11 protein-coding genes and 1 pseudogene are annotated in these 13,098 nt (G+C 73.6%); 3 read left to right on the top strand and 9 right to left on the bottom strand.

Annotated features, from left to right (window positions below; translation table 11 throughout):
* Positions 1-114: 114 nt before the first annotated feature.
* Together ABD343_RS10020 and ABD343_RS10015 are read left to right on the top strand one after the other, a co-directional pair.
* The gene (locus tag ABD343_RS10020; RefSeq protein ID WP_344526292.1) at positions 115-1,053 is read left to right on the top strand and encodes an ATP-binding cassette domain-containing protein; all 939 of its coding nucleotides are present in this window, start codon (positions 115-117) and stop codon (positions 1,051-1,053) included.
* Entirely contained in the window at positions 1,050-1,811 is a 762-nt protein-coding gene (locus ABD343_RS10015) for an ABC transporter permease (RefSeq protein ID WP_344526290.1), read from the top strand. The genes ABD343_RS10020 and ABD343_RS10015 overlap by 4 nt, the downstream gene beginning before the upstream one ends.
* On the opposite strand, the gene ABD343_RS10010 is transcribed toward ABD343_RS10015, so the two are convergent.
* From ABD343_RS10010 to ABD343_RS09980, 7 genes are all read right to left on the bottom strand, one after another.
* Complete coding sequence (locus tag ABD343_RS10010; protein ID WP_344526288.1) at positions 1,795-4,977, bottom strand: AfsR/SARP family transcriptional regulator; 3,183 nt, start codon at positions 4,975-4,977, stop codon at positions 1,795-1,797. The two genes, ABD343_RS10015 and ABD343_RS10010, sit on opposite strands and share 17 nt — an antisense overlap.
* 138 nt (positions 4,978-5,115) lie before the next feature.
* On the bottom strand, positions 5,116-5,937 hold the full coding sequence (locus tag ABD343_RS10005; RefSeq protein ID WP_344526286.1) for a class I SAM-dependent methyltransferase: 822 nt from the start codon (positions 5,935-5,937) through the stop codon (positions 5,116-5,118).
* 139 nt (positions 5,938-6,076) lie between these two features.
* The gene (locus tag ABD343_RS10000) at positions 6,077-6,370 is read right to left on the bottom strand and encodes a hypothetical protein (RefSeq protein WP_344526284.1); all 294 of its coding nucleotides are present in this window, start codon (positions 6,368-6,370) and stop codon (positions 6,077-6,079) included.
* A 169-nt stretch (positions 6,371-6,539) separates the two neighbouring features.
* A complete protein-coding gene (locus ABD343_RS09995) occupies positions 6,540-7,163 on the bottom strand; it encodes an MSMEG_1061 family FMN-dependent PPOX-type flavoprotein (RefSeq protein ID WP_425578133.1) in 624 nt (207 codons plus the stop codon).
* Positions 7,160-8,047, bottom strand: coding sequence for an ABC transporter ATP-binding protein (locus tag ABD343_RS09990; protein ID WP_344526280.1), 888 nt, complete (start codon positions 8,045-8,047; stop codon positions 7,160-7,162). The genes ABD343_RS09995 and ABD343_RS09990 overlap by 4 nt, the downstream gene beginning before the upstream one ends.
* Positions 8,044-9,054, bottom strand: a complete 1,011-nt coding sequence (locus ABD343_RS09985; protein ID WP_344526278.1) for a FecCD family ABC transporter permease — start codon at positions 9,052-9,054, stop codon at positions 8,044-8,046. Before ABD343_RS09985 ends, ABD343_RS09990 begins: the two co-directional genes overlap by 4 nt.
* A gap of 32 nt (positions 9,055-9,086) precedes the next feature.
* Positions 9,087-10,064 carry a FecCD family ABC transporter permease gene (locus tag ABD343_RS09980; RefSeq protein WP_425578146.1) on the bottom strand — a complete coding sequence of 326 codons (978 nt, stop codon included), beginning with the start codon at positions 10,062-10,064 and terminating at the stop codon, positions 9,087-9,089.
* Between the two features lie 230 nt (positions 10,065-10,294).
* Between ABD343_RS09980 and ABD343_RS09975 the strand changes: the two are divergent.
* A pseudogene (locus ABD343_RS09975) lies at positions 10,295-10,723 on the top strand (transposase); the annotation flags it as partial.
* 44 nt (positions 10,724-10,767) lie between these two features.
* On the opposite strand, the gene ABD343_RS09970 reads toward ABD343_RS09975, so the two are convergent.
* Positions 10,768-11,838, bottom strand: a complete 1,071-nt coding sequence (locus ABD343_RS09970) for an iron-siderophore ABC transporter substrate-binding protein (RefSeq protein WP_344526274.1) — start codon at positions 11,836-11,838, stop codon at positions 10,768-10,770.
* 293 nt (positions 11,839-12,131) lie between these two features.
* Complete coding sequence (locus ABD343_RS09965; protein ID WP_344526272.1) at positions 12,132-12,911, bottom strand: helix-turn-helix domain-containing protein; 780 nt, start codon at positions 12,909-12,911, stop codon at positions 12,132-12,134.
* Positions 12,912-13,098 lie beyond the last annotated feature (187 nt).

The raw sequence follows: 13,098 nt of genomic DNA, 5'->3' as shown, positions 1-13,098 counted from the left end.
GTCACCGGCTCACCGGCTCACCGGCTCCATGTGCCGGTGCCGACGGCGACGAGGGCGTCGGCGGTGTCAGCGCCGTGACAGGGCGGTGTCAGGCGGGGGCCGGACCGTGGGGGCATGAAAAGTTCGGCAATCGCGGTTTCAGGGCTGCGCAAGGCATTCGGCGACAAGGTCGTGCTCGACGGCATCGGCTTCCAGGTCGCCGCGGGATCGGTCTACTCCCTGCTCGGCCCCAACGGGGCGGGCAAGACGACCACGGTCAACGTGCTGACCACGCTGGCGAAGGCCGACGAGGGCTCGGTCCGCGTCGCCGGGCACGACGTGGCGACCGCGACCGAGGACGTACGCGCGGCCATCGGCGTCACCGGCCAGTTCGCCGCGGTGGACGAGCTGCTGTCCGGCCGGGAGAACCTCCGCATGATGGCGGATCTGAAGCGCGTACCCTCCGGCGGCCAGGTGATCACGCGGCTGCTGGAACGGTTCGACCTGACGGACTCGGCGGACAGGAGGGTCGCCACCTACTCCGGCGGCATGCGCCGGAAGCTGGACCTGGCGATGACGCTCGTCGGCAGCCCGCGCATCATCTTCCTCGACGAGCCGACCACGGGGCTCGACCCGCGCAGCAGGCGCACGATGTGGGAGATCGTCCGCGAACTGGTGGCCGACGGCACGACCATCTTCCTCACCACCCAGTACCTGGAGGAGGCCGACGAACTCGCGGACCGCATCGCGGTGCTGAGCGAGGGGCGGTTCGCGGCCGAGGGGAGCGCCGAGGAGCTGAAGCGGCTGATCCCCGGCGGGCACGTACGGCTGCGGTTCACCGACCCCGTCGCCTACCGCGCGGCAGCAGCGGCGCTGCGTGAGGTCACCACGGACGACGAGGCGATGACCGTGCAGATCCCCAGCGACGGCAGCCAGCGCGAGCTGCGGTCCCTCCTCGACTGGCTGGACTCCGCGGGCGTCGAGGCCGACGAACTGACCGTGCACACACCCGACCTGGACGATGTCTTCCTCGCCCTGACCGACCGTACGAGCACGAAGGCGGCCGCACGATGAGCTCTCTCCGGACGGCGCTGGGCGACTCCATGATCATGCTGCGCCGCAACGTCAAGCACTCCCTGCGGAACCCGTTCACGGTGTTCAACGCCGTCCTGTTCCCCCTCGTGATGATGCTGATGTTCGTCAAGGTCTTCGGCGGCGCCTTCGACGTCGGCGACGACTACATCGACTACGCGACGCCGGGCCTGCTCGTGATGGCCATCAGCTACGGCCTGTCGGCCACCTCGACCGCCGTCAGCGACGACATGACGAAGGGCATCATCAACCGGTTCAAGACGATGGACGTGTCCCGCGCGGCCATGCTGGCCGGGCACGTCGTCGTCACCACGCTGCGCTGCCTGGTGGCCTGCGCCGCGATCATCGGGGTGGCCTTCGCGCTGGGCTACGACCCGGACGCGGGCCCGCGCGACTGGCTCGGCGCGTTCGCGCTCCTCGTGCTGCTCAGCTTCGCCGCCGCCTGGTTCACCGTCGCCCTCGGACTCGCCGCGAAGACCCCGGAGTCCGCGGGCATGGCCACCGTGCCGCTGATCATGCTGCCGTTCCTGAGCAGCGCGTTCGTCCCGGCGGACACGATGGGCGCGGGCGTGAGGCAGTTCGCGGAGTACCAGCCCTTCACCCCGATCATCGAGACGCTGCGCGGACTGCTGGCGGGCGACCCCTCGGGCGGCGACGCGGCGGCGGCCCTCGCGTGGTGCGCCGGGCTCACGCTCGTCGGATACGCGTGGGCGGTCTCCACGTTCAGAAAGCGAGCGTGACGGCGGCCAGCCGGGCCCAGTCGGACCCCTTGCCCTCCTGCTCCGCCTCGGCGAACCGCGCGTCGCCGAGGCGGCGGCGCGCGTCCAGCTCGATCCGCGCGGCCTCCGGATGGGAGCGGTCCTTCAGCCCGCGCAGGTCCGTGGCGGCGGCGAGCAGCCGCGCGGCCTGCGCCGGGTCGTCGCGGCGCAGCGCCAGGTCGGCGACGCCGACGAGGACGTTCGCGGTCATCGGCGGGATCTCCGCCTCGGCCGCCGCCTCGACGGCCGCCGCGCGGTGCGCGCGCGCCGTGCCGAGGTCCTCGGCGAGATAACCCCACGCGTCGTGCAGCGCCGCGCGGTTGACCACCTGCTCCGCATCCTCGCCCAGTACGGCGATGGCGACGCCCAACTGGCGGCGGGCCTCCTCGCCGTCGCCGTCCCAGCGGGCGAGCGCTGCCCTCGCGAGAGCCAGCTCGTACAGGGCGTCGGGCCAGGTGACCCCCTCCGCGTACCGCTGGGCCTCGGCGAGGGCCGCCGCGGCGGCGTCCGCGTCGCCCAGCAGCCGGTGGAGCTGCGCCTGGATCGAGCGCATCCGGATGATGTCCTCGGTGGCGCCGACCTCGGTGACGACGGCGATCGCCTGCTCGTAGTGGGCCGCCGCGGCGGCGAACTCGCCGCGCGTGGCGATCCGGTCGGCCAGCTCGGTCAGCGCGAACGAGATCCCGAACCGCTCGCCGAGCGCCCGGAACTCGCCGACCGCCTGCTCCAGATACGCGTCCGCCTCCCGCCCCCCGTGGCCCGTCAGGACCCGCATCTTGCCGAGGTGCAGCCGCGCCAGCGCCCGCACCCAGGGGTCCCCGCTGCCGAGAAGGGGCTCGTACGCGGAGACGAAGGCGCTGGGCTCCCGCAGCAAGTGCTCCAGCGCGGAGACGAGCCCCAGCAACGGGTTGTCGCGCCCGCTGCGCAGGCTGAACTCATGGGCCTTGTGGATCCACTCCGCGGCCTCGCGCTCACCGCGCCGCCCGGAGCTGACGAACGTCGAGATGAACGCGTACACCATCGCCCGGGCCTCGTCGGTCACTTCGCCGGGCATCCCGGCCGCCGCGGTGAGCAGCTCGAAGCCCTCGGTCTTGTGCCCGCTCAGCCACCAGTACCAGCCCGCGCCCGCCGCCAGCCGCATCGCCGCCTGCGCCTCGCCCGCCGCGAGCGCGCCGCGCATCGCCAGCGCGATGTTGTCGTGCTCGGGCTCCAGCCTGGCCAGCCACTCCACCTGCTCGGCGCGGCGCAGCCGCGGGTCGGCGGCCTCGACGAGCCGGGTGAAGCAGTCCAGATGCGCGCGCCGCGCCCGCTCCGCCTCCCCCGCCTCCGTGAGCCGCTGCGCCGCGTACTCCTTGATCGTGCCGGTCATCCGGTACCGGTGCGCCGCGCCCCCCTCGGCCACGAGCAGCGACTTCTCGACGAGCGAGCTGAGCACCTCGAACACCCCGTCCCGCCCGGCCCCGGCCCCGTCCGTGCCGTCCGCGCAGACGTCTTCGGCGGCTTCCAGGCTCGCGCTGTCCGCGAAGGCCGCGAGCCTGCGGAGGACGGTGCGTTCGGGCGGGGTGAGGAGTTCCCAGCTCCAGTCGACCATCGCGCGCAGCGTCCGGTGGCGGGGGAGGGCGGTGCGGCTGCCGCCGGTCAGGAGGCGGAAGCGGTCGTCGAGGCGGCCCGCGAGCTGGTCGACGGACAGGGTGCGGAGCCGCGCGGCGGCCAGCTCGATGGCCAGCGGCATGCCGTCCAGGGCCCGGCAGACGCGCGCCATCGTCGTCAGCGTGCCGGAGTCGGCCGCCAGGTCCCGGCGTACGGCCGAGGCCCGGTCCCGCAGCAGGCGGACGGCGGGGGAGGAGGCGATCTCCTCCGGGGCCGCGTCCTCGTCCGGCAGGGCGAGCGGCTCGGCCGGCCACAGCGCCTCCCCGGTGATGCCGAGCGGCTCGCGGCTCGTCGTGAGGATCCGCAACCGGCGGCACTCGCCGAGGAGTTCGTGGGCGAAGAGCGCGGCGGCCCCGACGACGTGCTCGCAGTTGTCCAGGACCAGCAGCGCGTCCCGCCCGCGGACCGCGGCGACGAGCCGCTCCATGGGCTCCGCGTGCGGCGTGCCGCCGAGCAGCGTGTCGCGCAGGCCGAGCCCGGTGAGGGCCGCCTGCGCCACGTCGGACACGTCGCTGTCCGCGCCGAGCGCGGCCAGCTCCACCAGCCAGGCGCCGTCCGGGAGTTCGCCGAGCAGCGTGCGGGCGGTCTCCGTGGCCAGCCTGGTCTTCCCGGCGCCGCCCGGCCCGACCACGGTGGTGAGCCGGTGTTCGGCGGTCAGCGCGCGCACGGCGGCTACGTCGCGCTCCTTGCCGACGAACGAGGTGAGTTCGGCCCGCAGATTGGTGCTCCGGACCTCTTCCCGCGCCGCCCCCGCGCGCCCCGGCCCCGTACCGCCCCGCAGCAGCGCGGCGTGCAGTGCCGCCAGGTCCGGCGAGGGGTCGGCACCCAGCGCGTCGGCCAGGGCCTCCCGCGCCCGCTGGTACGCCAGCAGCGCCTCGCTGTCGCGCCCGGCGGCGACGAGGGCGCGCATCAGCGCGGCGACGAGCCGCTCCCGTACGGGATGCGCGGCCACCAGGTCGGTCAGCTCCGGGACGGCTTCCGCGCCGCGCCCGAGGGCGATCTCCGCGTCGAACCGCTCCTCGGCGGCGCTCAGGCGCAGCTCCTCCAGCCGTACGGCCGCGGCCTCGCACGCGGCGCCGCCTTGGAGCCCGATGTCCTGCAGGGCCGCGCCGCGCCACAGCCCGAGGGCCTCGCGCAGCAGCGCCGCCCGCCGGGGAACGTCCCCGGTGCGGGCCCGGGCCGCGCGGACGAGCCGCTCGAACCGTACGGCGTCGACGGCGTCGGGCCCGACGGCCAGCAGATAGCCGTCGGTGCGTCCCTCGACCGCGCCGCCGGGCAGCGCCTTCCGCAGCCGGGAGACCAGCCGCTGGAGGGCGTTGGCCGCGTCGGCGGGCGGGTGTTCGCCCCAGATCCAGTCGACGAGGGCCGCCTTCGGGACCGCCCGGCCAGGCCTGAGCGCGAGGGCGGCCAGCAGTGCGCGCAGCCGCGCGCCCGGCACGTCGACGGGGGAGCCGTCGCCCGCGCGCACCTCGAAAGGTCCCAGCATCCCGATCCGCACCCGCCGATTTTGCCACGGGCGTTCGGAGCCGGGCCGAGCGATCGTTCGTAGGCCGCCGCCCCTCCCGCCGTCACCGCTCTCGCGGGCGCCGTGGGCGGGGGAGTCGCGCGGGCCTGCCCGGGGGCGTCCGGCGGCGTCTCACTCCGACGGCGAGCGGCCGTGGGCGATCAGGGCCGTGTGCGGCAGCACCAGCATGCCGTCCCGGTCGGTGAACTCCGCGCCGAGCGCCTCGAAGTGGCCCTTGATCTCCGCGACGACCGAGGGTGGCTGGCTCGTCACGACCTGCCCGATCGTCGCCACCCCGGCGGCGGGGCCGCTCCACCACTCCTCGGGGGACGCCCGGTGCTCCCAGACCAGGGTGTCGCACTCGACACCCGTCAGCCCCGTCTCGGCCAGCAGCCCGGCGAAGCCCCGTTCCGTGCGCGGGAAGTCCTCCTCCGGGGCGAGGGAGGGCAGATGGGCGGGGCGGCCGACGCCTGCCGCCCGCACGGCCCTGCCGAGCAGTGCCTGCCCGGGGGCCGGGGGCGCCGCCCAGACGGTGAGCGCCGCCCGGCCGCCCGGACAGAGCACCCGGCGCAACTCCCGCAGGGCCTCGCGCGGGCGTCCGACATGGTTGAGGACGAAGTTGCCGACCACGGCGTCGAACGCGGCGTCGGCGAACGGCAGCCGGGGCAGCGCGGCGAGCCGCACATCGATGCCCGGGACCGTCCGGGCCGCCCGCTCGACCATACCCGGATCGGCGTCCACCGCCGTCACCTTCGCGCCCCGCGCGCACGCCGCGGCGGCGGCACTCCCGGTGCCCGTGCCCACGTCGAGGACCTGCGCGCCCTCCCGTACCCCGGCGGCGTCGAGGAGGAGGGGCACCGGATACGCGCAGAGTCTGGCGAAGCTTCCCGCGTAGGCGTCGGCCCGCCCTGCCCATGTCCGACGCTCGGACTCGTCAAACGCCGTCTGCGCCATCCGTCCGTCCCCTCTCCGGGAATCACCAGTACGTCACCGGTACGACAGGTCCAGACGTTAGCGCCTCCCCGGGCCCCGGAAGCCCCGATTCCCGTACGGGCCCGGCGCGGCCCCGGAAGGGCCGCGCCGGGCCGTCAGGTCACTCCACCCCCTTGTAGACCAGGTCCCAGTCGGCGGGCTGCTCGTCGCCGCCGTCGCCCTGGTAGATCTCGGCCTGCGGGATGAGGATGGGCTTGCCGGGCTGCATGTGGACCTCGAACTTGACGGTGCTGTGGAAACACACCGGCGACTGGTCCGTGGCCAGGCAGGACTTGAAGTCGGCCGACTGCCGCAGGGCGAAGAAGTGCGGCTGGGCCATGTCGTAGACGAGCTTGCCCTCCTTGCCCTCGACGCCCCAGAGGAAGTCGCCCGCCGTGGTGTCCCTGAAGTCCATCTCCGTCTTGGAGCGCAGGGTCAGCCCCTTTCACGCTCATGAGGTCCCTCCGTTGTCTGCCGTGGGGCACGGTCCGGCGCGGACCCCGCGCCGCCTGCCCGACGACGAGACTCCCCCGGCCGCGACCCGGGAGCCACGGGAAGCCCCCGGCCGGGGACATCGCGGGACGTCACCCCCGCCGGCCTGCGGGAACGCCGTCCGGCGCGGCACCTCCTGGGACGCCCGCCGGACGGTCGTACGCCCCCGCGTCCCACAGCCGGGAGCGGTGCAGCGACTGGGCGCAGTGCAGATAGATCTCCTCGATGTCGAGGAGTAGGGCGAGCCGCGGGCGCCGCCCGCCCTCGGCCATGGCGTCGAAGAACGGGGCGTCGCAGAGGATCCGCGCCCTTCCGTTGACGCGCAGGACCTCGCGGCTGCCGGGGACGAGGTAGAGGAGCCCGGCGCGCGGGTTGTCGAGGACGTTGTGCAGGCTGTCGCCCCGCCGGTTGCCGGGGTGGTCGGGCAGGGCCAGCGTGCCCGGGTCCACGACGTGGGTGAAGCCGGGGACGCCGCCGCGCGGCGAGACGTCGCAGGCGCCCCGCGCGTCGGACGTGGCGAGGAGGCAGAACGGCGAACGGGCGAGGATGCCGGTGTCCTGCCCGGTGAGCCGGGAGTGCACCTTGTCGATCACGAGGGGGTGCGGCTCGCCCAGCACCTCCCGCAGTTCGCTCCGGCTGCGCAGCGGGACGAGACCGTCCGGTGAGACGCGGGACACGGGGGACTCCTGTGGTCGGAGGGGCGGTTCGGGGTTCACGTACGGGCCTCCCGCACCGTCTCCCGGGAGGACCGCTCCCGGGAGGACCGCTCCCGGGAGGACCGCTCCTGGCAGGACCGCGACGGCCGCACATGGTGGCGGCCGATCGGCAGCATCAGCGGGCGGCCCGAGACCGGGTCCTCGATGATGCGGCTGTCGAGGCCGAAGACCGTGCGGACGGACTCCTCGGTCAGCACCTCGGCCGGGGGACCGGCGGCGTGGAGCCTGCCGTCCGCGAGCGCGAGGATGTGGTCCGCGTACCGCGCGGCGAGGTTGAGGTCGTGCAGGACCATGACGACGGTCGTGCCGCGCGTCTGGTTGAGGTCGGTCAGCAGGTCGAGGACCTCGACCTGGTGGCTGGCGTCCAGGAACGTGGTGGGCTCGTCCAGCAGGAGGATGTCCGTGTGCTGGGCCAGTGCCATCGCGATCCACACTCGCTGGCGCTGGCCCCCGGACAGTTCGTCCACGCTGCGGTCGGCGAGCGCGGTGGTGGCCGTCGCCTCCAGCGCCTCGGCCACGGCCGCGTCGTCCTCCGCGCTCCAGCGCGAGAACATCCCCTGGTGCGGATGGCGGCCCCGCCCCACGAGGTCGCCGACGACGATGCCCTCGGGCGCCACCGGCGACTGCGGCAACAGCCCGAGCGTACGGGCGAGCTGGCGCGCGGCCATCCTGTGCACCTCCTTGCCGTCCAGGACGACGCGGCCCGTACGCGGGGCCAGCAGGCGGGACATCGAGCGCAGCAGCGTCGACTTGCCGCAGGCGTTGGCGCCGACGATGGCGGTGACCCGGCCGGGCGGGACGGTCAGGTCGAGCTGTTCGATGACGGTGCGGTCGCCGTACCCGAGGCTGAGCCTCTCGGCGGAGAGCGTGTGGTGCGTGGTCACAGGGACCCTCCCGTCCGGTTGCTGCGGACGATCAGATGGACGAGGTAGGGGGCGCCGAGCACCCCGGTGACGACGCCGACGGGCAGCCGGGTGCCGAAGGCGTTCTGGCCGGTGAAGTCGGCGACGAGGACGAGCAGGGCGCCGACGAGCCCCGCGGGCATCAGCACCGAGCCGCCGGGCCCGACGAGCCGCGCCGCGATGGGGCCGGACAGGAACGCGACGAACGCGATGGGCCCGGCCGCCGCCGTGGCGAAGGCGATCAGCCCGACGGCGGCGACGATCACCGTGATCCGGGTGCGTTCGGTGCGGACGCCCAGGGCCGCGGCCGTGTCGTCGCCCAACTGCATCGCGGACAGGTGGCGCGCCCGGCCCAGCAGCACCGGGCCGAGCACGGCCAGGGCGACGGCGGCGGGCACCGTCTCGCGCCACGCGGCGTTGTTGAGGCTGCCGGTCAGCCAGCGCGAGGCCTCCTGCAGGTCCCACTCGGCGGCCTGCGAGAGGACGTAGGAGATGACGCTGTCGAGCATCGCGGAGATCCCGATGCCGATCAGGATGAGCCGGGTGCCGACCACGCCGTCCTTGAACGCGAGGACGTACACGAGCAGCGCCACCGCGAGCGCCGCGACGACCGCGAGGACCGACACCTGCGTCTCGTCCAGCGACAGCGTGACGATCGCCAGGGCGGCGGCCGCGCTCGCGCCCGAGCTGATGCCGATCACGTCGGGGCTGGCGAGCGGGTTGCGCAGCATCGTCTGGAACGTCGCCCCGGCCAGGCCGAAGCTGAAGCCCGCCACGACGGCGAGCACGGCGCGCGGCAGCCGCAGCCGCCCGACGGTGAAGGAGGCCCCCGGCACCCGCTCGCCGGACACCACCCGGATCACGTCGTCGAACGGGTAGAAGGTGTCGCCGACCATCAGATACGCGAGGAACGTGCCGGCCACGAGCAGGGCCAGCACCGCGGCGACCGTACGCCGCCGCAGCGCGCGGCGCACACGGCCGCGTGCCACATCGCGGACGGACAACGGGGGAGAGGCGCTGCTCACAGGGCGCGGACTTTCTGCTTGCGGACGATCCAGATGAAGAAGGGGGCGCCGAGCAGGGCGGTGACGATGCCCACGTCGACCTCCGCCGGGCGGGCGACCACCCGGCCGATCACATCGGCGGCCGTGAGCAGCGAGGCGCCCAGCAGCGCGGAGAACGGCAGCAGCCACCGGTGGTCCACGCCGACCAGCAGCCGGCAGGTGTGCGGGACGACGAGGCCGACGAAGCCGATCGGCCCGGCCACGGCGGTCGCGGCACCGCACAGCACCACCGCGCCCAGCGCGGCGACGCCCCGCACCACGGCGACGCGTTCGCCGATCCCGGCGGCGACCTCGTCGCCGAGGGCGAGCGAGTTGAGGCCCCGGGCCGACAGCAGGCAGAGCGCGAAGCCCGCCGCGAGGAACGGCGCCACCTGCCCCGTACGTTCGAACGAGGCACCGCCCACGCCGCCGATCTGCCAGAGCCGGAAGCCGCCCGCGATGTCGTTGCGGGGCAGCACGACGGCCGTGACGAGCGAGGCGGACGCGGCGGAGATCGCCGCCCCCGCGAGCGCCAGCTTCAGCGGTGTGGCGCCGCCGCGGCCGAGGCTGCCGACCGCGTAGACGAACCCGGCGGTGAGCGCCGCGCCCGTCATCGCCGTCCAGATGTAGCCGGTGGGGGAGGTGAGCCCGAAGTACGCGACCGCGACGACGACGGCGAGCGAGGCGCCCATGTTGACGCCGAGGACGCCCGGGTCGGCCAGCGGATTGCGCGTGACGCCCTGCATCACGGCCCCCGCGAGCCCGAGCGCCGCGCCGATGAGCAGGGCGAGGACCGTACGGGGGATCCGCTTGCTCGCCGCCGCCTCCCCGAGCGTCGAGTCGGCCCCGCCGAGCGCGGCCCAGACGTCCGACCAGGGGACGTCCCGGGCCCCGAACGCGAGCGAGACCAGCACGAGAACGGCCAGCACCCCGACCGCGCCGCCGAGCCACCCCACCCGCGTCCGCGCCCGCTCCCGCGCCGGACGCCGCGAGGGTGCGGCGGCGCCATCGGCGTCCGGCGGCGGGGCGGCCTCCGGGGTCCGTTCGCGGATGCCGGACCGTGTCACTGGATTCCTCTGAAGGCGCGTTGGATGTGAGCCCGAGGACGAGCCGGGCTCCTGCGGGGCAGAGGAGGGGTAGGTCGGATTGCCTTCAACTGTCAGTCCTCCCGGGCGGGTTGCTGTGCATGGCGATCGCGGTGGTCTCGGAGGCCCATGGGCATGTCCGGTGGACCTTCAGGCTGCGTGTGTCGTCCACTGCCCGCACGGCCCTGACGAACGAGTGGGATCGGTGCCGGTGGGTGTGGAACGAATGCGTAGCGGAGACCGGGCGTGTGATCGGGATCGACTGGGGCGTGCAGGAGACCGCCACCACCACCGGCGACGGCTACGACCTTCCGCATGCCGCGCACGGCCGGAAGGCGCAGGCGAAGCCGGCCAGGTACGACCGGATGATGGCCCGTCGCAGGCCGAAGAAGGGACAGGCGGGATCGAGGGGCTACGGCAATGCGAAGCGGCTTCGTGTCAAGGCCCACAAGAAGGTGGCACGGCAGCGGCGGGACACCGGTCGCAGGTGGGCGAAGTCCGTGGTCCCGGCCCACGACGCGCTGCCCGTTCCGGCGGCGTGAGCCAGGAGTCCCCACATCAGTCCGGGGAGGACTCAATTGACCTTGTCCGCGGCCTTCGCGAGGGCCTTGACGTAGTCGTCGAGGACCCACGAGATGGAGAGCGGCGTGGGGTTGGCGGCGGTGGCGAGGGGAGAGGTGTTGCCGGGGAGCAGGTAGGTGGAGTTCCGTTCGATGGCGGGCATCTTGGACAGCAGCGGATCCTTGCGGAGCGTCTTGAGCAGCTTGCCGCTCTTGTCGCCGTAGCCGGTGACGATGTCCACGTCGTCGAAGGTGTCGATCTTCTCGGCGCTCTGCGTCAGCGCGAACTTCTTCGTGCCCTTGGAGGCCTTCGCGACGCTGCCCGGCGTCTTCAGGCCGAGGTCGTTGAGGAACTGCACACGGGTGTCGTGCGCCGTGTAGTAGCCGACCTTACTGACGTCGCCGGGGTCGACGTGGGTCATGAACATCGCCGACTTGCCCTTGAGCTGCGGGTACTTGGCGACCGTCCGCTCGATCTCGCCGTCGAGCCTGTCGACCAGCTTGTCGCCCTTGTCCCCCAGGCCGATCGCCTTGCTGTTCATGCGGATCACATCGCGCCACGGGGTCGACCAGGGGGCGTCCGGATAGGCCACGACGGGGGCTATCTCGCTGAGGGTGTCGTAGTCCTTCTTGGTCAGCCCGGAGTAGGCGGCGAGGATGACGTCGGGCTTGGTGTCGGCGACGGCCTCGAAGTCGATGCCGTCGGTCTCGTCGAAGAGCTTCGGCGTCTTCGCGTGGAGCTGCTCGAGCCGCTTCTCGACCCAGGGCAGGACGCCGTCACCGTCGTCGTCGCCGAAGTCGGCGGAGGCCATGCCGACGGGGACGACGCCGAGGGCCAGCGGGACCTCCTGGTTGGCCCAGTTCACCGTGGCGACGCGCTTCGGCTTCTCCTCGACGGTCGTCTTGCCGAGCGCGTGCTCGATCGTGATCGGGAAGCTCCCCGAAGAACTCCCCGAGCCCGATCCCCTGCCGCCGTCCCCGTCCTTGTCGTCGGCGGACGTGCTGCCGCACGCCGCGAGCGTCAGGAGAGCGGCGGCCGCGGCGAACACCCGCAGGTGACGCGGGCGAAGGCGATGTGTACGCATGAACTCGAATCTCCACTTGTCCGGTATGCCGTAGGTGCCGGTCCTCGCACGTCTGGGTCCCGGGAATGCCGTCGTGGAGTGCGCACCACACTGCACAAGCACTTAGGTAAGGCTTGCCTTGCCATCCTAGGGAGAGTAATGCGGGTGTCGCAATCAGCCTTATGAGACAACGGATGTAGCGATCGGGACATCCAGCCCGGCGTACGGGGGCGAGGAGACGCTCCGAGAAAGGGCGCGGGTGGCCGGAAGTGCGGCCGGAAGTGCTACCGGGAGCGCGGTCGGAAGCGCGGCCGTCAACCGGCCCGGAACGCGCCCGGGGTGAGGCCGGTCGTCCGCCGGAACGCCGCGCCGAACGCGCTCGCCGACCGGTAGCCCACCTGCTCCGCGACGGCCTCCACCTCCCAGCCGCGCGTGAGCAGCGCCACGGCGTGCTGGGCGCGGACCGACGCGACCCAGCGCGCGAAGCTGGTCCCGGTCTCGGCGTTGAAGGCCCGGGTCACCGTGCGGGTGCTCACGCCCAGCTCCGCCGCCCAGTCCGCGAGCGTGCGCTGATCGCCGGGGTTCTCCCGCAGGGCCTCGGCTATCGGCCGCAGGAACGCCGAGGCGGGCGCCTGGACGAGCAGCTCGCGGGGCGACGGTTCGAGCGCGTCCAGGATCATCGCCTCGGTCGTCGCGCGGGAGTCGGGGGGCAGCTCCGGGTCGTCGAGCCGTTCGAGCAGCAGCCGCAGCAGCGGGGTGATCTCGACGGTCACCGGCAGGTCCACGTCCGGCAGGGACGGCTTCGTGCGGAACCCGAAGAACGCCGCGCGCAGCCACGTCCCCGCCACGGCCGACGCGGAGTGCAGCGTGCCCGCGGGCATCCACAGCCCCAGCGACGGCGTGATCGTCCAGACCCGCGCCCCGACGACGGCGGTCGAGGCCCCGCGCTCGTTCCAGAGCAGCTCGTGGAACGCGTGCGAGTGCTCGCCCCACGTCGTGTCGCACGCGACGACTTCCTCGTACCCCACGATCCCGAACGGCGTCTCCACCGCCCCGGCCTCGACAACGGGCAGCTCGCGCACCTCTTTCGCCACGCCGCGCCCGCCTGCCTTCCGTACCTGTCGCCGCTCGCCGCTCGCCGCTCACCGTCCGGCAGCCAGGCTATCCGCGCCCGGTGCCGCGGGTCCGGGCGCGTGCGCTCCTCGGCCGCCGCCCGCCCGCTCCGAGGTTGCGCGGTCAACCGGCCACCCTCGCGCCCTGACGTATTAGTCCGTATTAGCC

This window comes from Streptomyces albiaxialis (genome assembly GCF_039530985.1).
In the GTDB taxonomy this organism is placed as follows: Bacteria; Actinomycetota; Actinomycetes; order Streptomycetales; family Streptomycetaceae; genus Streptomyces; species Streptomyces albiaxialis.
The sequence above is the reverse complement of the archived record's forward strand: the minus strand, read 5'-3'. Positions and strand labels throughout refer to the sequence as shown.

Coding starts and splice junctions, on each gene's coding strand:
- ABD343_RS10020 (WP_344526292.1), top strand. CDS start 115: ATGAAAAGTTCGGCAATCGCGGTTTCAGGGCTGCGCAAGGCATTCGGC.
- ABD343_RS10015 (WP_344526290.1), top strand. CDS start 1,050: ATGAGCTCTCTCCGGACGGCGCTGGGCGACTCCATGATCATGCTGCGC.
- ABD343_RS10005 (WP_344526286.1), bottom strand. CDS start 5,937: ATGGCGCAGACGGCGTTTGACGAGTCCGAGCGTCGGACATGGGCAGGG.
- ABD343_RS10000 (WP_344526284.1), bottom strand. CDS start 6,370: ATGGACTTCAGGGACACCACGGCGGGCGACTTCCTCTGGGGCGTCGAG.
- ABD343_RS09970 (WP_344526274.1), bottom strand. CDS start 11,838: ATGCGTACACATCGCCTTCGCCCGCGTCACCTGCGGGTGTTCGCCGCG.